At 68.8% G+C, this 21442-nt stretch carries 18 protein-coding genes and 1 pseudogene; 5 read left to right on the top strand and 14 right to left on the bottom strand.

The features are described 5' to 3' along the window. Nucleotides 1-50 precede the first annotated feature (50 nt). From ACWDTP_RS10035 to ACWDTP_RS10025, 3 genes are all read right to left on the bottom strand, one after another. On the bottom strand, nt 51-971 hold the full coding sequence (locus ACWDTP_RS10035; RefSeq protein ID WP_450019090.1) for an AraC family transcriptional regulator N-terminal domain-containing protein: 921 nt from the start codon (nt 969-971) through the stop codon (nt 51-53). 119 nt (nt 972-1090) lie between these two features. Further along, the gene (locus tag ACWDTP_RS10030) at nt 1091-1438 is read right to left on the bottom strand and encodes a hypothetical protein (RefSeq protein ID WP_450019088.1); all 348 of its coding nucleotides are present in this window, start codon (nt 1436-1438) and stop codon (nt 1091-1093) included. Between the two features lie 58 nt (nt 1439-1496). Next, nucleotides 1497-2408, bottom strand: coding sequence for an LpqN/LpqT family lipoprotein (locus tag ACWDTP_RS10025; protein ID WP_450019086.1), 912 nt, complete (start codon nt 2406-2408; stop codon nt 1497-1499). A 209-nt stretch (nt 2409-2617) separates the two neighbouring features. On the opposite strand from ACWDTP_RS10025, the gene leuS reads away from it, so the two are divergent. Beyond that, nucleotides 2618-5479: a leucine--tRNA ligase gene (gene leuS, locus ACWDTP_RS10020; protein WP_450019084.1), complete on the top strand. Its 2862-nt coding sequence runs from the start codon at nt 2618-2620 to the stop codon at nt 5477-5479. Between the two features lie 51 nt (nt 5480-5530). Here the strand turns inward: leuS and ACWDTP_RS10015 are convergent, their stop codons facing one another. After that, nucleotides 5531-6196 carry an SDR family oxidoreductase gene (locus ACWDTP_RS10015; RefSeq protein ID WP_450019082.1) on the bottom strand — a complete coding sequence of 222 codons (666 nt, stop codon included), beginning with the start codon at nt 6194-6196 and terminating at the stop codon, nt 5531-5533. Nucleotides 6197-6260: 64 nt separating this feature from the next. On the opposite strand from ACWDTP_RS10015, the gene ggh reads away from it, so the two are divergent. Further along, nucleotides 6261-7601 (top strand): glucosylglycerate hydrolase, encoded by a 1341-nt coding sequence (gene ggh / locus ACWDTP_RS10010; RefSeq protein WP_450019080.1) that lies wholly within the window; start codon nt 6261-6263, stop codon nt 7599-7601. Nucleotides 7602-7607: 6 nt separating this feature from the next. Here the strand turns inward: ggh and ACWDTP_RS10005 are convergent, their stop codons facing one another. From ACWDTP_RS10005 to ACWDTP_RS09960, 10 genes are all read right to left on the bottom strand, one after another. Then, a complete protein-coding gene (locus tag ACWDTP_RS10005; RefSeq protein WP_450019078.1) occupies nt 7608-8120 on the bottom strand; it encodes a MarR family winged helix-turn-helix transcriptional regulator in 513 nt (170 codons plus the stop codon). An 84-nt stretch (nt 8121-8204) separates the two neighbouring features. Further along, nucleotides 8205-8942 carry an amino acid ABC transporter ATP-binding protein gene (locus tag ACWDTP_RS10000; protein ID WP_450019076.1) on the bottom strand — a complete coding sequence of 246 codons (738 nt, stop codon included), beginning with the start codon at nt 8940-8942 and terminating at the stop codon, nt 8205-8207. Beyond that, nucleotides 8942-10714, bottom strand: a complete 1773-nt coding sequence (locus tag ACWDTP_RS09995; RefSeq protein ID WP_450019074.1) for an ABC transporter substrate-binding protein/permease — start codon at nt 10712-10714, stop codon at nt 8942-8944. The genes ACWDTP_RS10000 and ACWDTP_RS09995 overlap by 1 nt, the downstream gene beginning before the upstream one ends. Nucleotides 10715-10759: 45 nt before the next feature. Beyond that, complete coding sequence (locus ACWDTP_RS09990) at nt 10760-11425, bottom strand: GntR family transcriptional regulator (RefSeq protein WP_450019072.1); 666 nt, start codon at nt 11423-11425, stop codon at nt 10760-10762. Between the two features lie 94 nt (nt 11426-11519). Continuing rightward, the gene (locus ACWDTP_RS09985; RefSeq protein ID WP_450019070.1) at nt 11520-12323 is read right to left on the bottom strand and encodes an LLM class F420-dependent oxidoreductase; all 804 of its coding nucleotides are present in this window, start codon (nt 12321-12323) and stop codon (nt 11520-11522) included. Between the two features lie 19 nt (nt 12324-12342). Beyond that, nucleotides 12343-14418: a PhoX family protein gene (locus ACWDTP_RS09980; protein WP_450019068.1), complete on the bottom strand. Its 2076-nt coding sequence runs from the start codon at nt 14416-14418 to the stop codon at nt 12343-12345. A gap of 131 nt (nt 14419-14549) precedes the next feature. Further along, on the bottom strand, nt 14550-15440 hold the full coding sequence (locus ACWDTP_RS09975) for an alpha/beta fold hydrolase (protein ID WP_450019066.1): 891 nt from the start codon (nt 15438-15440) through the stop codon (nt 14550-14552). Between the two features lie 79 nt (nt 15441-15519). Next, a complete protein-coding gene (locus tag ACWDTP_RS09970) occupies nt 15520-16599 on the bottom strand; it encodes an inositol-3-phosphate synthase (protein WP_450019064.1) in 1080 nt (359 codons plus the stop codon). A 49-nt stretch (nt 16600-16648) separates the two neighbouring features. Then, nucleotides 16649-17194 (bottom strand): PadR family transcriptional regulator, encoded by a 546-nt coding sequence (locus ACWDTP_RS09965; protein ID WP_450019062.1) that lies wholly within the window; start codon nt 17192-17194, stop codon nt 16649-16651. Nucleotides 17195-17324: 130 nt separating this feature from the next. After that, nucleotides 17325-18194 (bottom strand): DUF1707 SHOCT-like domain-containing protein, encoded by an 870-nt coding sequence (locus ACWDTP_RS09960; RefSeq protein WP_450019060.1) that lies wholly within the window; start codon nt 18192-18194, stop codon nt 17325-17327. A gap of 69 nt (nt 18195-18263) precedes the next feature. Here ACWDTP_RS09960 and ACWDTP_RS09955 point away from each other — a divergent pair, with 69 nt between their 5' ends. The 3 genes and pseudogenes from ACWDTP_RS09955 to ACWDTP_RS09945 all read left to right on the top strand — a co-directional run. Next, on the top strand, nt 18264-18686 hold the full coding sequence (locus ACWDTP_RS09955) for a DUF5318 family protein (protein ID WP_450019058.1): 423 nt from the start codon (nt 18264-18266) through the stop codon (nt 18684-18686). Beyond that, complete coding sequence (locus tag ACWDTP_RS09950; RefSeq protein ID WP_450019056.1) at nt 18679-21222, top strand: transglycosylase domain-containing protein; 2544 nt, start codon at nt 18679-18681, stop codon at nt 21220-21222. The genes ACWDTP_RS09955 and ACWDTP_RS09950 overlap by 8 nt, the downstream gene beginning before the upstream one ends. Then, nucleotides 21219-21442, top strand: a pseudogene (locus ACWDTP_RS09945) (hypothetical protein); the annotation flags it as partial. The gene ACWDTP_RS09950 and the pseudogene ACWDTP_RS09945, both read left to right, overlap by 4 nt.

Here is a 21442-nt window from a genome sequence, read left to right as displayed (position 1 = left end):
CCGGGGCTATCGGATTCCTGCCCGGCTTGTGCCCATTCCGACCGGGCGGATCAGCTGCGTAGGTCGACGAGCTGTTTCGGGGTGGTGCCGAACCGGGTGCGGAACTCCTTGATGAAGTGTGAGGTGCTGGCGTAGCCGACGGCCACCGCGACGCCGGTGACGCTGGCGTCCCGCTCGACGATGAGTTCCCTGGCGCGGTTGAGCCGGGCCTCCTTGACGAAGTTGTACGGCGAGCGGCCGGTCACCTCCCGGAACGTCCGGCTGAACGCCGACGGGCTGAGGTTGGCCTGCGCGGCCAGCAGCGGCACGGTGAGGGGTTCGGCCAGGTTGGCGTCGATGTAGGCCAGGGCCGCCGCGACCGGGTTCCCGGCGAGTTGGTCGGCGGCGAAGTTGCGCATCCTGGGGAACTGTTCGTGCTGCAGCACCCGGTAGACCAGTTCCCGCAGATACAGCGGCGCCAGCACGCTGCGGTCCGAGGCCGTCGACAGCGACCGCAGGAACCGCAGCACGCTGCCGGCCAGATCGTCGTCGAGCGCGGACACCACGCATCCGTCGACGTGGTGTGTGCCGGGCTCGGCGGGGCGCACACCGGGATCGCGCATCGCCGCCGACACCTGGCGCACCAGCGCGGGTTCGATCTGCAGGACCAGCGACAGGAACGGTTCCTCGGGGGTGGCGTCGAGGACCTGGCACTGGAAATGCCGGTGGTCGCGGATCACCAGATAGTTGAACGGGTCGTAGATCACGTGCCGGTCGCCGACCGTGACCGCTTTGCGGCCCTGCGCGACGATGCCGACCGACAGCGAGCCGATCTCCTCCCACTGGCGTTCGGTGGGTTCGGTGAACCGGTAGATCGTCAGCCCGGGCCACAGCCCGGTGTTGGCCCCCGGCCGGTGCGCGAGTGTGGCCAGTTCGACGGTCAGCGCGGACGCCGGCGAGCCGTGCGGGGCGGGAAGGGTGGTGGCAGTCACGGGCCGCACCTCGAGGGTCTCGCCGACGCGCGGAGTGGAATCGGCTGTGGTCAACCGAACAAGTCTGGTGTCAAACCATAGCCGGTCGGACGGCCCGCCGCGGGCGCTTGCGGTTCCGGCTAGCGGGTGTCACTGCAGGACAGCGTGCAGCTCGCGCATGCGCCTGCGCAGCCGGCGCCGGCCTCGCTGCGCGCGACCGCCTTGGCGCTCTGCCAGCAGCCGGCCGCGACGGTGGCGATCGCACCGATGACGCACACCAGGACCACCATCAGCCCGGTCTGCGGGGCGGCCGCCAGGGCCGCGGCGCCACCGGCGGCGAGCATCACCGCGGCCGCGAACTGGGTCGGGGCCACCGACCTCAGAACGGTGCGCACGGGATCACCGGTACGCGGCCTCGTCATCAACCACAGCCCGAGGACGGCGACGACGACGGCGGCGCTCAGACACAGCAGCGCGGCGATCAGCATGCGCCACACAATACGAGGTCCGCGCGGCCGCCGTGGGCCGGGGGAGGGCCGGTCACGGCTACCCCGGAACCCCCAGGAGCTGCGGCAAACCCGGCGCCGGGGGCGGGGCGACGGGTGCCCGAGGCGCGGGTGCGGGCGCTGCGGGCGGGGCCGCCGGGGCCGGGGCGGCGACCTTGAATCCGGACACGATCGCGTCAGCAGACTCGGCGGCCGCCGATACCCCCTGGTTGCCCGCCGAGAAGTTGACCGACAGCGAAACCAGGTACCGGTCGTGGCCCGTGGTCGCGATCACATGCCTGCGCGAGGTGTTGAGCATCTGGCTGTCGGCCCGGTAGCTACCTTCGATGAACGACGACGGGAAACCGTTGAATTCGGCCATCGACATGTCGGTGGCGCGCCAGCCGGTCTGCTGCTGGCTGTCGATGAAGCCGTGACTGATGGCCTCGCGCGGATCGAAATCGCCGGTCAATTTGTAGACCACGACCTGTGCGTTGGGGGTGTAGAGATCGGTGCTGCCGCGGTCGGCGATGACCGCGAAGGCGTCCGGGACGTTCGGATCGGGCACCGTGGACCAGCCCGACGGCATCGGCAGCACGATGCTCAGCGCCCGGAAATCACGGCTGACCTGAGGTTCCATCTTGACGCCCTTGGCCTTGAAGAAGTCGGCGAGGGTGCCCGAGGTGGCCGGGGTGACGGGTTGGGGCACGGGTCGCGGCGCGGCGCCGCGCACACCGGGGGCGGCGGGGACTCCGGCGGTGGCGGGCGGGATTCCGGCGGTGGCCGCGGTGGCGGCCGGTGCGGCGGCCGGGGTGACCGCCGCGGGCTGGGTCACCGTCGCCGGGTTCGGCCCGGGTGGTTGCGGAAACATGGGTTCGGCGGACGCGGTGTGTCCCGCGAGGCCCATGAACCCGGCCAGGCCGGTGGCCACACCCGCTGCCAGAACCCGCCATCGACGGGCGTTCTCGATCATCGCTCGGTCCTTCCCAAACCGTGCGGGCAGTTCTCCCTGCCCTCGCCAGGCGCCGACTGTATCCAGGCTCAGAAGCCTTCCGCCAGTACCTCAATCGACCTGGAACCAACCCCTGACTCGGCCGCGACGCAACCGATATCAAGCCGTGCCCTTGGGGCCGGCAGATGGGCGGTGAGCTGGCCAAACCGTGGCCTTATACCCTGTGTGGCGTGACCGAACCCGCAACCACGCCGTCAGCCGGCGACGCCGACACCCCCAAGCACCGTTACACCGCGGAGCTGGCCGGGCAGATCGAGGGCGCCTGGCAGGAACGCTGGCACGCGCTGGGGACGTTCAATGTCGCCAACCCGGTGGGTTCGCTGGCCGCCGACGACGGGTCCGACGTGCCCGCCGACAAGATGTTCGTCCAGGACATGTTCCCGTACCCGTCCGGCGACGGCCTGCACGTCGGGCACCCGCTGGGCTACATCGCCACCGATGTGTACGCCCGCTTCTACCGGATGACCGGACGCAACGTGCTGCATGCGCTCGGCTTCGACGCGTTCGGGCTGCCCGCCGAGCAGTACGCGGTCCAGACCGGAACCCACCCGCGGACCCGCACCGAGGCCAACATCGTCAACTTCCGTCGTCAGCTGGGCCGGCTGGGCCTCGGCCACGACACCCGGCGCAGCTTCGCCACCACCGATGTCGACTTCTACAAGTGGACGCAGTGGATCTTCCTGCAGATCTACAACGCGTGGTTCGACCCGGCGCTGGGCCGGGCCCGCCGCATCGACGAGCTGGTGGCCGAGTTCGATTCGGGGGCACGTACTCCGGCGGACGGGCGGGACTGGTCGGAGCTCGACGCGGCCGGCCGGGCCGACGTCGTCGACTCCTACCGGCTGGTGTATCGCGCCGATTCGATGGTGAACTGGTGCCCGGGGCTGGGCACCGTGCTGGCCAACGAGGAGGTCACCTCGGACGGGCGCAGCGACCGGGGAAACTTCCCGGTCTTCCGGAAACGGTTGCGCCAGTGGATGATGCGTATCACCGCCTACTCGGATCGGCTGCTCGACGATCTGGACCTGCTGGACTGGCCGGACAAGGTCAAGACCATGCAGCGCAACTGGATCGGGCGCTCGACCGGCGCGCAGGTGCACTTCGCGACCGAGGCCGGCGACATCGAGGTGTTCACCACGCGTCCCGACACCCTGTTCGGTGCGACCTACATGGTGCTGGCGCCCGAGCATCCGCTGGTCGAACGGCTCACCGCCGAGTCGTGGCCCGACGGTGTGGACGCGCGGTGGACCTACGGCGCGGATTCGCCCGCCGAGGCCGTCACCGCCTACCGGGCTGCGATCGCCGCGAAATCGGACCTGGAACGCCAGGAGAACAAGACCAAGACCGGGGTGTTCCTGGGCGCCTACGCGGTCAATCCCGTCAACGACCAGCGCATCCCGGTCTTCATCGCGGACTATGTGCTGGCCGGCTACGGCACCGGGGCGATCATGGCGGTGCCCGGTGGCGACCAGCGGGACTGGGACTTCGCGACGCAGTTCGGCCTGCCGATTGTGGAAGTCGTTGCCGGTGGCGATATTTCGGAAGGCGCCTACAACGGTGCCGGCACCATGGTCAACTCCGGTCACCTGGACGGGTTGTCGGTGGATGACGCGAAGGTCGCGATCGTCAACCGCCTGGAGACCGACGGCCGCGGGCAGGCCCGCATCGAGTACAAGCTGCGGGACTGGCTGTTCGCCCGTCAGCGCTACTGGGGTGAGCCCTTCCCGATCGTCTACGACGCCACCGGCCGGGCCCACGCGTTGCCGGAATCGGCTCTGCCGGTGGAGCTTCCGGATGTCTCGGACTATTCACCGGTGCTGTTCGACCCCGACGACGCCGACAGCGAACCGTCGCCGCCGCTGAACAAGGCCACCGAATGGGTGCATGTCGACCTCGATCTCGGTGACGGCCTGCAGACCTACACCCGCGACACCAACGTCATGCCGCAGTGGGCCGGCAGCTCCTGGTACGAGCTGCGTTACACCGATCCGCACAACCAGGACGAGTTGTGCGCCAAGGAGAACGAGGCCTACTGGATGGGCCCGCGGCCCGCCGAGCACGGCCCCGACGATCCCGGTGGCGTCGACCTGTACATCGGTGGCGTCGAACACGCCGTACTGCACCTGCTCTACGCGCGGTTCTGGCACAAGGTGCTCTACGACCTGGGCCACGTGTCCTCGCGCGAGCCCTACCGCCGGCTGGTCAACCAGGGCTACATCCAGGCGTTCGCCTACACCGACCCGCGGGGGTCCTATGTGCCCGCGGCCGAGGTGGTCGAGCGGGACGGCAGCTTCTACTGGCCGGGCCCGGACGGTGAGGTGGAGGTCAATCAGGAGTTCGGCAAGATCGGCAAGAGCCTGAAGAACTCGGTGTCCCCCGACGAGATCTGCGACAACTACGGGGCCGACACCCTGCGGGTCTATGAGATGTCGATGGGCCCGCTGGAGGCGTCGCGGCCGTGGGCGACCAAGGACGTCGTCGGCGCGCACCGGTTTCTGCAGCGGGTGTGGCGCAGCGTGGTCGACGAGACCACCGGGCTCACCCACGCCGCCCAGCACGCGGCGCTGGACGAGCCGACCCTGCGGATCCTGCACCGCACCATCGCCGGGGTCACCGAGGACTATGCGGCGTTGCGCAACAACACGGCCGCCGCCAAGCTCATCGAGTACACCAACCACCTCACCAAGGAGGGGGTCTCGGCCCGCGCCGCGGTCGAGCCGTTGGTGTTGATGGTCGCCCCGCTGGCGCCGCACCTGGCCGAGGAACTGTGGAAGCGGCTGGGCCATGACACCTCGCTGGCGCACGGCCCGTTCCCGCAGGCCGATCCGCGCTACCTGGTGACCGATACGGTCGAACTCCCGGTTCAGGTCAACGGCAAGGTGCGGGGCAAGTTCACCGTCGCGGCCGACGCCGACAAGGCGGCCATGGAGGCCGCGGCCCTGGCCGACGAGAAGGTGCTGGCGTTCCTGGCCGGGGCCACCCCCAAGAAGGTGATCGTGGTGCCCGGCCGGCTGGTCAACCTCGTCGTCTAGCCGTGATTTCGGCGCGTCGGGTAACGCTGACCGTTACTGGACGCACCGAAATCACCCGGGGCGGACCACGATCTCGTGCACGTGGCCGTCCGGCGGGGTGGTGACCGCGGTGGCCACCAGCCCGGCGACGGTCTCCGGGCGCAGGAAGCGGGCCGGGTCGTAGTCCTTGTCCTCATAGGCGACCAGGGCGCGCTGCATCTCCGAATCGGTGCGGCCGGGGAAGATCGAGGTCACCCGCAGCGACGGTTCGTCGGCGCGCAGCGAGTCGGCGAAGGCCCGCAGCGCGAACTTGCTGGCCGAATAGGACGCCATCCCGGCCGAAACCGTCCGGCCGGCACCGGAATTGATGAACACCACATGTCCGCGGGCGGCAAGCAGGGCCGGCAGCAGGGCCAGGGTAAGGGCCACCGCCCCGGTCACGTTGACCTCGAAGCTGGCCCGCCACTCGTCGGCGCTGGACTCGGCGACCCGGCCCGGGTAGATCACCCCGGCGTTGTGCACCAGCACGTCGAGTTCGGCCAGCACCTCCGCGGCGGATTCGATCGAGTCGGGGTCGGTGAGGTCGAGCGGCCAGGTGGGCGCACCGAGGCGTTGGGCGAGCTCATCGAGATGCCCGGACGGCCGCCCGGCCAGCAGCAGGGTGTGGGTGGGTGCGAGCGCGGCGGCGATGGCCGATCCGATCCCGCCGCCCGCCCCGGTGATCAACGCAGTCGGCATCCGGCAACCGTACCGAGCGCATACCGACCTGCAACTTCGGGCTTGGCGTCGCATGATGGAGGCGATGCCGGCCGATCCCAGTTTCGCCCCGACCCAACTCGCCGCCCGCGCGGCCTACTTGCTGCGCGGCAATGACCTCGGGACCATGACCACCGCGGCGCCGCTGCTCTACCCGCACATGTGGAGTTGGGACGCGGCGTTCGTGGCGATCGGGCTGGCCCCGCTGAGCGTCGAGCGGGCGGTGGTCGAGCTGGACACGCTGTTGTCGGCGCAGTGGCGCAACGGGATGATCCCGCACATCGTGTTCGCCAACGGTGTCGACGGCTACTTCCCGGGCCCGGCGCGCTGGGCTACCTCGGCGCTGGCGGCCGACGCGCCGCGCACCCGCCACACCTCCGGGATCACCCAGCCGCCCGTGCACGCCATCGCCGTGCAACGCATCCTGGACCACGCCAAGACCAGAGGCCGGTCGACCCGTGCGGTGGCCGCGGCGTTCCTGGACCGGCGCTGGGCGGATCTGGTGCGCTGGCACCGCTGGCTGGCCGAGTGCCGCGATCAGGACGGCCGGGGCCGGATCACGCTCTACCACGGCTGGGAGTCGGGTATGGACAACTCGCCGCGCTGGGACAGCGCCTACGCCAACGTGGTTCCCGGCCCGGTGCCCGAGTACCAGCGCGAGGACAACGCCATCGTCACCGATGCCAGCCAGCGGCCGTCGGATCTGGAGTACGACCGGTACCTGTGGCTGCTGGAGGAGATGAAATCGGTTCGCTACCAGGATGATCTGCTGCCCAAGGTGATGAGCTTCGCGGTGCAGGACGTGTTCGTCTCGGCGATCTTCTCGGTGGCCTGCCAGGTGCTGGCCGAGATCGGCGAGGACTACCAGCGTCCGCTCGCCGACGTTCGCGACTTGTACGCCTGGGCCGAGCGGTTCCGCGCCGGTGTCGTCGAGACTGCCGACCAACGTACCGGGGCGGCAAGGGATTACGATGTGCGCGCCGGTCGGTGGGTGGCCACCGAGACCGTCGCGCAGTTCGCGCCGCTGCTGTGCGGCGGGCTGCCGCACGAGCGCGAGCGGGCCCTGCTGCGGCTGATGGAGGGTCCGCGGTTCTGTGGGCACCCGGATCTGCGGTACGCGCTGATCCCGTCGACGTCGCCGGTGTCACGCGATTTCCGGGCCCGCGAGTACTGGCGCGGGCCGGTGTGGCCGGTGATGACCTGGCTGTTCTCCTGGTGTTTCGCCCGGCGCGGCTGGGCCGAGCGGGCGTTGACGCTGCGGCGCGAGGGCCTGCGCCAGGCCAGCGACGGCACCTTCGCCGAATATTACGAGCCGTTCACCGGCGAGCCGCTGGGCAGCATGCAACAGTCCTGGACCGCGGCGGCCGTCCTCGACTGGCTGGGGTAGCGGCGGTTATTCGCACCCGGTCGGGGCGATGGGAGAGTGCGCGGACTCCTCGCCGTCGTGCCCGCCGTCCTGGCCCTGGCCGGCCAGCCGCTCCAGCGGGGCGAGCGCCTTGGCCAGGGTTTCGAGGTCCTCGGCGCTGAGCCTGGCGAGCCGGGTGGCCAGATCGGCGCGCCGGGCGGCCAGCGATTCGCGGTGCTGGACCAGGCCCCGTGGCGTCACGTCGACCAGGACGGCACGCAGGTCGGAAGGGTCGCGGGAGCGTTTGACCAGGCCGAGCTTCTCCAGCCGGCGGATCGCGACGGTGGTGGTGGGGGTGCGGACCCGCTCGCGCGCGGCCAGTTCGGTCATCCGGATCGGCCCCTGGTCGAGCAGGGTGAGCAGGATCGACAACTGGGCCAGGGTGAGCTCCCCGGCGGTCCCTTTGTGGGTGTCGCCGCGGCGCAGCACCGAGAAAACCTTGGAGAGCACCCGTTGCAGTTCCCCAGCCAGCTCTGTGACCTGGGATTCGGTCTCCACCATAATTCGCTAGTCTAACCTGTCTGGTTCTGTCACGATGACACGTTGCTCGTTTCGCGCGCCCATGTCGGCCCGGAACAGGTCGGATCAGAGCACCTGTGACAGGAATCGGCGCAGCCGGTCGGTCTCGGCGGCGTCGAAGATCTGGTCGGGCGGGCCGGACTCGACGACCTTGCCGTGGTCCATGAACACCACCGAATCGGCCGTGGAGCGGGCGAACCCCATCTCGTGGGTGACCGCGACGATGGTCATCCCGTCGCCGGCCAGATCGGCGATCAACGTGAGAATGCCCTTGACCAGTTCGGGGTCCAGCGCCGAGGTGGCCTCGTCGAAGAACATCACCTGGGGTGCCATCGCGAGGGCCCGGGCGATCGCGACACGTTGCTGCTGGCCGCCCGACAGCGTGGCCGGCCGCACATCGGCCTTGTGCCGCAGGCCGACTCGATCCAGCTGGGCCAAGCCGAGCTCGCGCGCCGCGTCGGCGCCGAGCCCTTTGAGCTTGCGCGGGCCCAGCGTGACATTGTCGAGCACGGTGCGGTGCGGGAACAGGTTGAACTGCTGGAACACCATGCCGATCCGCTGCCGCAACAGATCCGGATTGTCGGTCAGCACCGAACGCCCGTCCAGCAGGATGTCGCCGCGGTCGGGTTCGTACAGCCGGTTCAAGGTGCGCAGCAGCGTCGACTTCCCCGATCCGGACGGCCCGATGACGGCGGTCGTCGTCCCGGCGGGAACGTCGAGCTCCACGCCGCGCAGCACCGCGTTCGGCCCGAACGACAGATGAATATCGTTGGCCGCCAAGGATACCGGTTCCGGAGCCGACATCAGATCATCTCCTGGGTGGCGGTGGGCGACAGCGGGTCATCCTCCTCGGCCGGTGGCCGGCCCTTGCGCAGGCGGTTGTCGATGTAGTTCACCAGGTGGGTCAGCGGGATCGTCAGGATCAGGTAGAACAGGCCCGCCGCCACCAGCGGTGACAGATTTCCGGTCTGCGCGTTGAGGTCACGGCCCACCTGGAACAGCTCGCGCTGGTTGGCGATCAGGCCGAGGAAGTACACCAGCGAGGACGCCTTGAGCAGCGAGATGAACTGGTTCACCAGCGCGGGCAGCACGCGGCGCACCCCCTGCGGAACCACCACAAGGCGCATCGACGAGGTGTAGCTGAAGCCCAGCGCCCGCGACGCCTCCAGCTGCCCGGCCTCGACGCTCTGGATGCCGGAGCGGAAGATCTCCCCGATATAGGCCGCCGCCATCAGCCCCAGTGCCGCGATGCCCAACGGGTAGGGGTTGTTGCCGGTGAGCGATCCGACCACCGGGCCGATGCCCAGCCCGATCAGCAGGATGATGACCACCTCGGGCAGGCCGCGGAAGATGTCGGTGTACACCCGCGCCGGCCAGCGCAGCCACGCCGACCGCGAGATGCCCGCCACCGCAAGTCCCATCCCGAGCAGCAGGCCGATGATGCCCGCGGACACGGTCAGGATCAGGGTGTTGGGCAGGCCGGTCTTGAGCAGATCGGGGATGGCCTGCTTGTAGAGCTCCCAGTCGCCGAACGAGTCGGCCAGTTGCGCCAGTGTGGATTTGGGTGCCGCGGCGTCGGTGGCCGGCTTGTCCTGGCTTGCCGCGATCGCGTCGAAGTCGGGCAGCTGGGGTACGGGTGCGGCCTTGGAGCCGGGTTTCCACCCTGGCGGAAGGGCGCGCGGCACCCAGTCCGAGTACAGCCGGGACCAGGTGCCGTCGGCGATGACCGCGTCGAGCCCGGAGTTGAGCGCGTCGATCAGCGGCCGGTTCTCCTTGGCCACCGCCCAGGCCACGAAATTGTCCAGGCTGAACGTGTTTTCGATGATCTGGGCCGGATCCCCCGGCTGCACGGTCCCCGAGGCCTGCTGCGACGGTGCCACCCAGGCGTCGATCTGGCGGGTCTTGAGGCTCGCGTAGACGGTGTTGTAGTCCGGGTACTTGACCGGCTCCAGGTGCAGCGTGTCGATGACGTAGGCCTCCTGGACGGTGCCCTGCACGACGCCGATCCGCTGGCCGGGGGCGAGCTTGTCGAAGCCGGTGATGGCGGAGCCGGAGGGCACCACGAGGGAGAAGTAGCCGAAGTCGTAGCCGTTGGTGAATCCGACGGTGCGGCGCCGGGCGTCGGTGGTCGTGATCGACGACGACGCGACGTCGAAGCGTCGCGATGCGGTCTGGGCCAACAGTCCGGAGAACTCGGTGCCGACGAAGTTGACCCGCAAGCCGAGCTTGTCGGCGACGGCCCGCAGCACCTCGTTGTCGAAGCCGGTGAACTGGCCTGCCGAGTCGATGCAGATGCTGGGCGGCGCGTCCGACAGCGTGCCGACGGTGAGCACCCCAGGAGTGGCGAGCCCCAGTCGGTCCGGCTGGATCGAGTCCAGCGGTGCCACGGTCGGGGTGGTGTATTTGTCGGCGCCGGGACCGGTGGCCGCCGCGGCCAGGTTGGTGGGCAGCGCGCTGGCGCTGTCCACCCCCGGCGGCGAACACTGGTCGACGTCGGCGCCCGCCGGGCCGGCGAGCACCAGCCCCATGACGATCAGGATCGACGCCACCAGCGCGGCACAACGTCTGAGGCTCATCTGATGGAACCTAGTGGTTGGCCGCATGCCGGGATGTGGTTCGGCTCACGGGGACCGCAAATCACCGAACACTCCGCGCCTGGTGAGTTCGGCGATCATCACCTTGGCCATGAGCTCGGAGCGTTCGCAGCAGACCCGGCGGGCGGCGTCGGGGTCGCGAGCATGGATGGCTTCGGTCTCCTCCTCGTAACCCTCGAGGAAGTCGGCCTTGGCCCTCGGATAGGTCAACCAGAAGTCCGACGGGGCGAAGGATTTCCCGGCCCGGATGGTGGCCTGCAGCCGGGGACCGGCGTATTCGTCGTTGATGGCGTCGCGGAACACCCAGCACGCCTCCTGGAAGGACCGGGTGTCCTTGGTGGCCCGGATGGTACGCAGCGTCTCGTCGAGGTGGGCCAGGATGCGTGGGGTCGGGTTGGCCGCGCAGCGGGCCGAGGCGATGCCGTTGAGCAGGCCGTAGAGCTCGTGGTGCTCGGCGACGGCGGCCTCGTCGAAGCGCGAGACGAAGGCGCCGCGGTGATACCGGGTGGACAGGATGCCGTCGTGCTCCAACTGCACGACGGCCTCCTGGATCGGTACCCGGCTCAATCCGAGATCGCGGACGATCTCGTTGCGGTCGATCCGGTCACCGCTGCGGAGCTTGCCCGTCATCACCAGGTTGATGATGTAGGTGACAACCTGGTCTTTTTCCTTCAGCCCGTACTTCTTCGGCACCCTGCTGCGGCCCCCCTGCGGTGATGGCGATGCGCAAGTTTCTCATGGGATCGCGCGTCGGGTGACCGGAGTCAGCGCCGAATGTCGGCCGGGTTCAGGCCGGCCCCGCCGCGCGGCCATCCCGCCACCGGCACAGCGCTTCTGCCGCGGTCAGGTCGTAATCCGGCCCGTTGATCCCGACGGTGAGGATGGTGACGCCGAGGTCAGCCAGCGCGTCGGCCTCGGCCAGCATCGCGTCGATGCCGCCGGACTCCTGGACTCCGGCCGAGCGCTCGACGGTCGCGGCGTCGCGGCCGACGGTGCCGCAGTGCTCGGCGAGCACCTCGGCCTTGCCCGGATAGGTGGTGCGGTCGACGAACGCGTGCCAGATGTGGGCGTGTTCGGCCACCAGGCGCAGGGTCTTGCGTTCACCCTGCCCGCCGATCAGGATCGGGATCTCCCGGGTGGGTGCGGGGTTGAGCTTGGCCAGCCGGGCGCTGATCCGGGGCAGCGCCTGCGCCAGATCGTCGAGGCGCCCGCCCGCGGTGCCGAACTCGTAGCCGTACTCGTCGTAATCCTTCTGCTTCCAACCCGATCCGATGCCGAGGATGAGCCGGCCGTCGGAGATGTGGTCGACGGTGCGGGCCATATCGGCCAGCAGCTCGGGGTTCCGGTAGGAATTGCAGCTGACCAGGGCGCCGATCTCGATGCGTGAGGTCTGCTCGGCCCACGCGCCGAGCATGGTCCAGCATTCGTAGTGCGCGCCGTCGGGATCGCCGTAGAGCGGGAAGAAGTGGTCCCAGTTGAAGGCGATGTCGACGCCGAGGTCTTCGGCGCGGCGGACCGCGTCGCGGATGTGGCGGTAGGTGGGGGAGTGTTGCGGCTGCAGTTGGACGCCGATGCGAATGGGATAGGTCACAGCACAACCGTACGTTTCATCAGACCCCGATATTCCCGTCCTGCTTCCACACCGCGACCACCGCGGGGCGGGCCGGTGAGTCGGCCCCGCCGGGCCAGTGCGACAGCGGCTTCTCCACGCTGTAGTCGTCGCCCTCGCCCGGATGCTGCACGCACACCGTGACCAGGTTGTCGGTCACCACCGGCCCGCAGGTCTCGGCGCCCACCGGCACGGTCAGGAACTGTTTGGTCTCACCACGATTCGGCCCGTCGAGGGCCACCGCGAACAGGCCGTCGTTGGAATCCAGCGCGTTCCCGTCGGTGGAGATCCACAGGTTGCCGTGGTTGTCGAAGGCCAGGTTGTCCGGGCAGGAGATCGGGCTGACCTTGGTTTTGTCGAACCCGGCGAAGTAGGTGTCGGCCACCTTCGGGTCACCGCACACCAGCAGCAGGTCCCAGGTGAAATCGGTGCCGGCGTGGTTGTCGGTGATCTCCAGGATCTGGCCGTTCTTGTTCTCGTTGCGCGGGTTGGCGGCGTCGACGGGCGCCTTGCCCTCGGTGCCGCGCTTGTCGTTGTTGGTGAGGGCGACGTACAGCTTGCCGGTGTGTGGGTTGGCCTCGAAATCTTCGGGGCGGTCCATCTTGGTCGCACCGGCCTTGTCGGAGGCCATCCGGGTGAACACCGCGACCTCCTCTGCGGTGACGCCGTCGACCAGGGATTCGGCGGCCCCGTCCGGACCGGACTTCAGCAGCGGGATCCAGGTGCCTGCCCCGGAGAAGGAGCCTTTCGACGGCAGCTTGCCGGACCCGTCGATCTCGCCGGCCGGGATGTCGCTGGTCAGCTTCGCGACGTAGAGCGTGCCCTCGTCCAGGATCGTCATGTTGTGGGCCATGGCGGCCGGCTCGGTCCCCGGTTGGATCTTCTTGGCCGAGACGAATTTGTACATGTAGTCGAAGCGTTCGTCGTCGCCGGTGTAGGAGACGACGGTGCCGTCGTCGGTGACGTAGATGTTGGCCGATTCGTGTTTGAAGCGGCCCATCGCGGAGTGTTTGACGGGTGTGGACGCGGGATCCCACGGGTTGATCTCGACGACGTAGCCGAACCGGTTGGCCTCGTTGGGCGTCTTGGTCAGATCGAACCGGGGGTCGAAGTCCTCCCACTTGAGTTCCGAGGGTTCGATGGCGATGCCGTAGCGGTCGAACCGGTCGGCGTCCACCGGCTTGGGTTGTGGGCTGCCCTCGGCCGCACCGAACCGGCTGTTGAAGTTCTCTTCGCCGGAAAGCACTGTGCCCCAGGGAGTTACTCCGCCCGAGCAGTTGTCGAAGGTGCCTGCCACCCTACGCCCGGTCGGGTCGGCGGCGGTCTTGACGAAATCGGTTCCCGCGGCGGGCCCGGTCAGGGTGAACGGGGTATCGGCGGTGATGCGCCGGTTGTAGCGGCCCATCACCGGTTTGAGCGCACCGTCGGGGGAGCGCTCGACCTCGACGACCCCCATGCCGACCGCGGCGATCTCGATGTCGAACTGCTCACGGGTGGGGGCGTCGGGGTTGTAGCCGGGGAACATGAACTGCGGCGTGACGTACTCGAAGTTGGTGACCAGCAGGAAGCGGCCGTCCTGGCCGGGAACCGGCATGAGCGCCGCGAAGTCGTTGTTGAAGCCGAACTGTTTGCGCTGGGCGTCGGCGGTCTGCTTGGCGAGGTCGAACGCCGGCGCATCGGGCAGCACCGGGTCGCCCCAGGCGATCACCACCTGCTGCCGGTAGCCGCCGGGGATCACCACGGCGTCCTCGGTGTTGGGTGCCACCGCGTCGAACTTCATGCCGGGCGGTGTCTCGGTGGCCGCGGCCGCGTTGGACGGCTCCGCCGCGGGTGGCTGGTCTTCGGTGCCGCACGCGGCCAGCACCGACCCGGCGCCGACGGCCAGCACGGTGACGCCCGCCGCCTGCAGCACCGAGCGGCGCGACATCCGCGCCACGATGTCACCGAAATACTCGTTGTTGCTGGTGTTGGGAGCGGGTTTCGAACACGCGTCACCGCACCGGTAGCGGCAGGTGATGTGCTGGCGGGACGAGGTTCCACCGTGGCTGACAAGGAGATTCAACGGTACAAGCGCCATGCGCGCAGATCCTTCCGCTCGAATACCGGCCGAGGGCTGGTCGACCGGTCCGGCGGAAACCTACGGGAGTTTGGCAATCAGTTGTGAACAGGACGGTGAACGGCCGGCAACGGAGTCGGCCGCGCCCGGTCTCATCCGTCGAGGATGCCGCGCAGGATCGCCACCAGTGCGGCCGGCTGATCGCCCTGCACCGAATGCCCGGAGCCGGCGACCACGTGGGTGCGCCGGAAGCCGGGCGCGGTCGCGGCGAACTGCTCGGCGTCGGCGTCGTTGACGAAGAACGAGTCGGCGCCCCGGATCAGCGTGGTGGGCATGGTGACGGCGGGCACGTCATCCCAGAGTCCTTCAAATCCTTCGCCTTTGCGGAACGAGTCGTACCGCCACGCCCAGCTGCCGTCGTCGAGTTGCCTGGAGTTGTGGAACACGCCGCGGCGCAACGAGTTCGGATCGCGGTTCGGGGCGGCGGCGATGGTCACGTCGAGCATCGCCTGAAACGACGGAAAGGTCCGCTCCTCGCGCACCAGGGCTACGGTGCCCATCTGGGCCTTGGTCATCTCGGTGTGGCGCTCCGGGGCCGAGGGGGTGACGTCGACCAGGGCGAGCTCCGGGATCAGTGCGGGTTCGGTCACGGCGATCCGCAGTGCGGTCAATCCGCCCAGCGACATCCCGACCATCAGGCGCGGCCGCGGGGCGTGCTCGCGCAGCACCGGAATCAGGCTCTGGGCATTGAGTTTCGGCCCGTAGTCGCCGTCGTCGCGCCAGGCGCTGTGGCCGTGCCCCGGCAGATCGATCGCCAGCGCGGGCTCGCCGAGCCCGAGGATCACGGTGTCCCAGGTGTGGGCGTTCTGGCCGCCGCCGTGCAGGAACACCACCCGCGGGGGTTCGGCGCCGAACCTCAGCGCGCTGACCGGGCCGTGCTCGATGCGTTGCACCGGGGGAATCGCCTCGGCCCCGATCTGCTCGGCGTTCTCATGCAGCAGCCCGAACTCGTCGAGGCCGGGGAGTTCGTCGTCGGAGACCATGACTTCCGACCATACCCACAGCGATTTGTGGAGTCTTACCCGCGCTGGACGCGGCTAAGACTCCACAAATCGCGGGGAACTAGCTCTCGATGAAGGTCTCCAGCTGCGCCCGGGCGACGTCGTCGGGCAGCTGCTTGGGCGGGCTCTTCATCAGGTAGGCCGAGGCCGGGACGATCGGGCCGCCGAGGCCGCGGTCCTTGGCGATCTTGGCCGCGCGCACCGCGTCGATGATGACGCCCGCCGAGTTGGGCGAGTCCCACACCTCGAGCTTGTACTCCAGGTTCAGCGGCACATCGCCGAACGCGCGGCCCTCCAGGCGGACATAGGCCCATTTGCGGTCGTCGAGCCAGCCGACGTGGTCGGACGGGCCGATGTGCACATCCTTGGTGTTGAACTCGCGCTGCAGGTTGGAGGTGACGGCCTGGGTCTTGGAGATCTTCTTGGACTCCAGCCGGGAACGCTCGAGCATGTTGAGGAAGTCCATGTTGCCGCCGACGTTGAGCTGCATGGTGCGGTCGAGCTGCACGCCGCGGTCCTCGAACAGCTTGGCCATCACCCGGTGCGTGATGGTGGCACCGACCTGGCTCTTGATGTCGTCGCCGACGATCGGGACGCCGGCGTCTTCGAACTTCTTGGCCCACACCGGGTCCGAGGCGATGAACACTGGCAGCGCGTTGACGAAGGCGACACCCGCGTCGATCGCGCACTGGGCGTAGAACTTGTCGGCCTCTTCGGAGCCGACGGGCAGGTAGGAGACCAGGACGTCGACCTCGGCGTCCTTGAGGGCCTTGACCACGTCGACCGGATCGGTGTCGGACACCTCGATGGTGTCGGCGTAGTACTTGCCGATGCCGTCGAGGGTCGGGCCGCGCTGCACCGTCACATTGGTCGGCGGCACGTCGGCGATCTTGATGGTGTTGTTCTCGGACGCGAAGATGGCCTCGGACAGGTCGAAGCCGACCTTCTTGGCGTCCACGTCGAACGCGGCCACGAACTTCACGTCACGGACGTGGTACGGGCCGAACTTCACGTGCATCAGGCCGGGCACGGTGGTGTTCTCATCGGCGTTGTAGTAGTACTGCACGCCCTGCACCAGGGACGATGCGCAGTTGCCGACGCCGACGATGGCGACCCGGATCTCTCCTGCGTGCTCAGACATGGACGGTCTCCTTAACTCAAATTCGGTACTGCTCGGCTTAGGCCTGCGCCTAGGTCTTCTCCGGGCGCCCTTGGCCCAGTCGTTCTGCCGCGATCAATTCGTTGAGCCAGTTCACTTCTCGTTCGCTGGACTCCAGCCCCAACTGGTGGAGCTGGCGGGTGTAGCGGTCGAAAGAACTGCTGGCCCGCGCCACGGCTTCGCGCAGACCTTCCCGGCGTTCCTCTACCTGGCGACGGCGCCCCTCCAAGATCCGCATCCTGGCCTCGGCCGGGGTGCGGTTGAAGAAGGCGAGGTGAACCCCGAAGCCGTCGTCGGAGTAGTTCTGGGGTCCGGTGTCGGCGACCAGTTCGGCGAACCGCTCCTTGCCGGCGTCGGACAGTTGATACACCCGGCGCGCGCGGCGCACCTTGGTGGCACCCTGCGGTGCGGCGTCCTCGACGATCAGCCCGTCGGCCTGCATGCGGCGCAGTGCCGGATACAGCGATCCGTAGGAAAACGCCCGAAACGCCCCCAGGAGACCTGTCAGTCGCTTTCGCAGCTCGTAGCCGTGCATGGGCGATTCGAGCAGAAGGCCCAGGATGGCGAGCTCCAGCACCGAAATCACCCCTTTCGACAGATCGGATGGAATTGATCGCTACGACGGGTCAACACCTCGTGCAACTGTATCGCGCCGATATATTGAGTGCCAAGTGGAGTTGCCAAAGTGCACACTTTGTCACCGCGGTTCAGGGATTCACGGGCCAGATCGCCTTCGTGGTGCCGTCCGGGTAGAGCTCGATGCGCCCGACGCCGAAGTCGCTGTTGGCGATGATCTCGACGTTGACCAGGTCCGGGGTCGCGGGATCCTCGGATGCGGTGATCCGCAGCCAGGTGTCGGTGACGTCGCCCCGTTTCATCCCGACGGTCTCGGGAGCCCCGCGCAGGACGCCGAGCGTCTTCTCGTAGTCGAACTTCGCCAGGTCGACCAGCTTGTCCTCGCTGTCCACGGTGCTGGCCGGGCCGTCGACGTCACCCCAGCCGCCCCGGTAGTCGTAGTCGACCTTGCGCCGGTTGTCCTGGGGGTCGGGCCGGTACAGCGAGGCCCAGTCCTGCCGGATGTCGAGTTCGTAACCCATGGTGTTGCCGAACTTGTGCTGCATCTGCTGGAACAGTCCGGTGAAGCCGTTGAGCGATTGCAGCTGCCGCGGCGGGGCCAGCACCTCGGCCGCGATGCCGTCGGGCTGCGCGCCGGGATCCTCGCGACCACCGCCCGGCGCGGACGCCCCGCCGAACAGTCCCCAGCCGATTCCGACGCCGAGCACCACCAGCACGGCGCCCGCCGCGGCGCGCAGGCCCCAGCCCGGTCCCGTGGCGCGGGCCCGCTGCGGCTTGGGCTCGGACAGGGTCGGCAGCCGGACCGGGGCGTTGGAGTTCTGCAGATCGGCCACGAGGGCGGCCAGATCGCCCAGCGTGGTGGCGCTGGTGGCCGCGCTCACCCGCTGCCGGTGCTCCTCCATGGACAGCTGGCCCTCGCTCATCGCGCTGTCGAGCACTTTGCAGGTGTCTTCGCGGTCGCTGTCTTTGGCCCGCGTAACCGATGTCTGCCGGGTTACCACGCCGATGATCGTATGAGCTGTGTCGCGGTCGCGCCTCGGTCCGCAGAGCCCCGACGTACTCTGGTGATCGTGCGATTGCAGAGACAGGTGGTGGACTACGCGCTTCGGCGCCGGTCCCTGCTGGCCGAGGTGTATTCCGGGCGAACCGGCGTCTCGGAGGTCTGCGATGCCAACCCCTATTTGCTGCGTGCCGCGAAGTTCCACGGAAAACAGAGCTCGGTGATGTGCCCGATCTGCCGTAAGGAGCAGCTGACGTTGGTGTCGTGGGTATTCGGCGAACACCTGGGGCCGGTGTCGGGCTCGGCGCGCACGGCCGAGGAGCTGGTTCTGTTGGCAAGTCGCTACGACGAGTTTGCGGTGCACGTGGTGGAGGTATGTCGAACCTGCAGTTGGAACCATCTGGTCAAGTCGTATGTGCTCGGCGCTCCTCGCCCCCCGAAGGCGCGCGGTACTCGAAACACGCGCAAGTCCGCGCGTACGGCCAGTGAATAGCGAAGGGCGCCACGGCCGGTCAGCTGACGACGTCCGTGATGCTGCCGGCCGTCTCGGGGCCCGGCAGAACCGCCCACCCGCACGCGAGAACCGTCCGCCCGCCCCCGTGCACCCTGCGGCCGGGCGCGAGCAGCGGCCCCCGACCCGGTCGCCGGCTCCGCCCGACGACCGGTTGACCGCCGTGCTGCCGCCGGTGCGCGACGGGCAGCCGGCACCCCTCGACGTCGTGCGGGCCGCGCTGCAGGGCACCCCGCCGCCCAAGCCGCCGCCACCACCGCCGCCCGGCGGTGGCGGCCCGTCCGGCGGCGGCCCCCAGGCGCCGCGGCCGGGCAAGCAATTCCACATCAACTGGAAGTGGGTGCGGCGCGGCGCGATCGCCGCGGTGGTGGCCATGGTGCTGTTGCCGATCGTGACCTTCGGCATGGCCTACCTGATCGTCGAGGTGCCGCAGCCGGGCGATATCCGGACCGCGCAGGTGTCGACGATCCTGGCCAGCGACGGCAGCGAGATCGCCAGGATCGTGCCGCCGGAAGGCAACCGGATCGACGTCAAGATCGATCAGATCCCCGAGCACGTCCGCGATGCGGTGATGGCCGCCGAGGACCGCGACTTCTACTCCAACCCGGGCTTCTCGTTCACCGGCTTCCTGCGTGCGATCAAGAACAACATGTTCGGCGGCGGCGGTCTGCAGGGTGGGTCGACCATCACCCAGCAGTACGTCAAGAACGCACTGGTCGGCGATGAGCGATCCGGCGTCGGCGGGCTGATCCGCAAGGCCAAGGAGTTGGTCATCTCGACGAAGATGGCCGGCCAGTGGTCCAAAGACCAAGTGATGCAGGCCTATCTGAACATCATCTATTTCGGGCGCGGCTCCTACGGCATCGCGGCGGCCTCGCAAGCCTACTTCGGCAAACCGGTCGAGCAACTCACCGTCGCCGACGGTGCCCTGCTGGCTGCGCTGATCCAGCGACCGTCGGGCCTGGATCCCGCGGTGGATCCCGACGGTGCCGCCGACCGGTGGAACTGGGTGCTCGACGGCATGGTCGATATCGGCGCGCTGTCCGAGAGCGACCGCGCCCAGCAGGTCTTCCCGGCGACCGTGCCCCCGGATCAGGCCAGCCAGCAGAACCAGACCACCGGTCCGAACGGGCTGATCGAACGTCAGGTCACCAGGGAGCTGCAGGATCTGTTCGACGTCAGTGAGCAGGCGCTGAACACCGAGGGGCTGCAGGTCACCACGACGATCGACCCGCAGGCGCAGGAGTCCGCCGAGGAGGCCGCGTCGAAGTACCTGGACGGGCAGGATCCCACCATGCGCACGGCGATCGTCTCGGTCGACCCGCATGACGGTGCGATCAAGGCGTATTACGGCGGATCGGATGCCAACGGTTTCGATTTCGCCCAGGCCGGGTTGCCGACCGGATCCTCGTTCAAGGTCTTCGCGCTGGTCGCTGCGCTGCAGCAGGGCATCGGGCTGGGCTATCAGATCGACAGCTCACCGGTCACCGTCAACGGCATCAAGATCAGCAACGTGGAGGGTGAGGGTTGCGGCGTGTGCTCGGTCGCCGAGGCGCTCAAGCGCTCGCTCAACACGAGCTACTACCGGCTGATGCTGAAGTTGAAGAACGGCCCGGAGGACGTCGCCAAGGCGGCCCACGACGCGGGGGTGGCCGAGAGCTTCCCCGGCGTCGAGCACACCCTGTCCGAGGACGGTAAAGGCGGCCCGCCGAACAACGGTGTGGTGCTGGGCCAGTACCAGTCCCGGGTGCTCGACATGGCCTCGGCGTACGCGACGCTGGCGGCGTCGGGCATGTACCACAAGCCGCACTTCGTGCAGAAGGTCGTCAACTCCTCGGGCCAGGTGCTGTTCGATGCGTCGCAGCAGGACGACGGTGAACAACGGATCGACAAGGCCGTCGCCGACAATGTGACCTCGGCGATGCAGCCGATCGCGGGCTGGTCGCGCGGACACAATCTGGCCGGCGGGCGGCCGTCGGCGGCCAAGACCGGAACCAACCAGCTCGGCGACACCGAGGACAACCGGGACGCCTGGATGGTGGGCTACACACCGTCGTTGTCGACCGCGGTCTGGGTCGGCACCACCGAGGGCACCAAACCGCTGCAGAACCAGTGGGGTGGGCCGATCTACGGTTCCGGGCTGCCGTCCGACATCTGGAAGTCCACGATGGACGGTGCGCTGGACGGCACCGACAACGAGTCGTTCCCCAAGCCCACCGAGATCGGCGGCTACGCCGGTGTGCCGCAGGCTCCGGCCGCGCCCACCAGGTCGTCGGAGCCCAACGGCGGGCCCGGGACCGATCCGTCGTTGCCGTCGCAGACCGTCATCCAGCCGACCATCGAGGTGGCGCCGGGCATCACCATCCCGATCGGGCCGCCGACGACGGTGCCGGTCGGCCCGTCGTCGCCAGGGGTCCCGGTGGTCCCGGATCCCGCCGCCCCGGGCGGCCCGATGACCCCGGTGACCCCGGTGGCTCCGGGTCCGCCAGGCGTGCCGGGGGCGCCGCCGCCTCCGTGACGGATCGGGTATCGCCGGCCGAACTGGGGGAGGATCGGCGCAGCGACGACGACCGCGACCTCCCCAGCCGCAACGACGTGTTGGGTTCGGCGCTGTCCGGGATGGTCGGTGGCCCGGTCGGGCGCCACGCGCTGATCGGGCGGGCGCGGTTCATGACGCCGCTGCGGGTGATGTTCGTGATCGCGGTGGTGTTTCTGGCGCTCGGCCACACCACCAAGGC

Source organism: Mycobacterium sp. NPDC003449 (assembly GCF_053588415.1).
The sequence above is the reverse complement of the archived record's forward strand: the minus strand, read 5'-3'. Positions and strand labels throughout refer to the sequence as shown.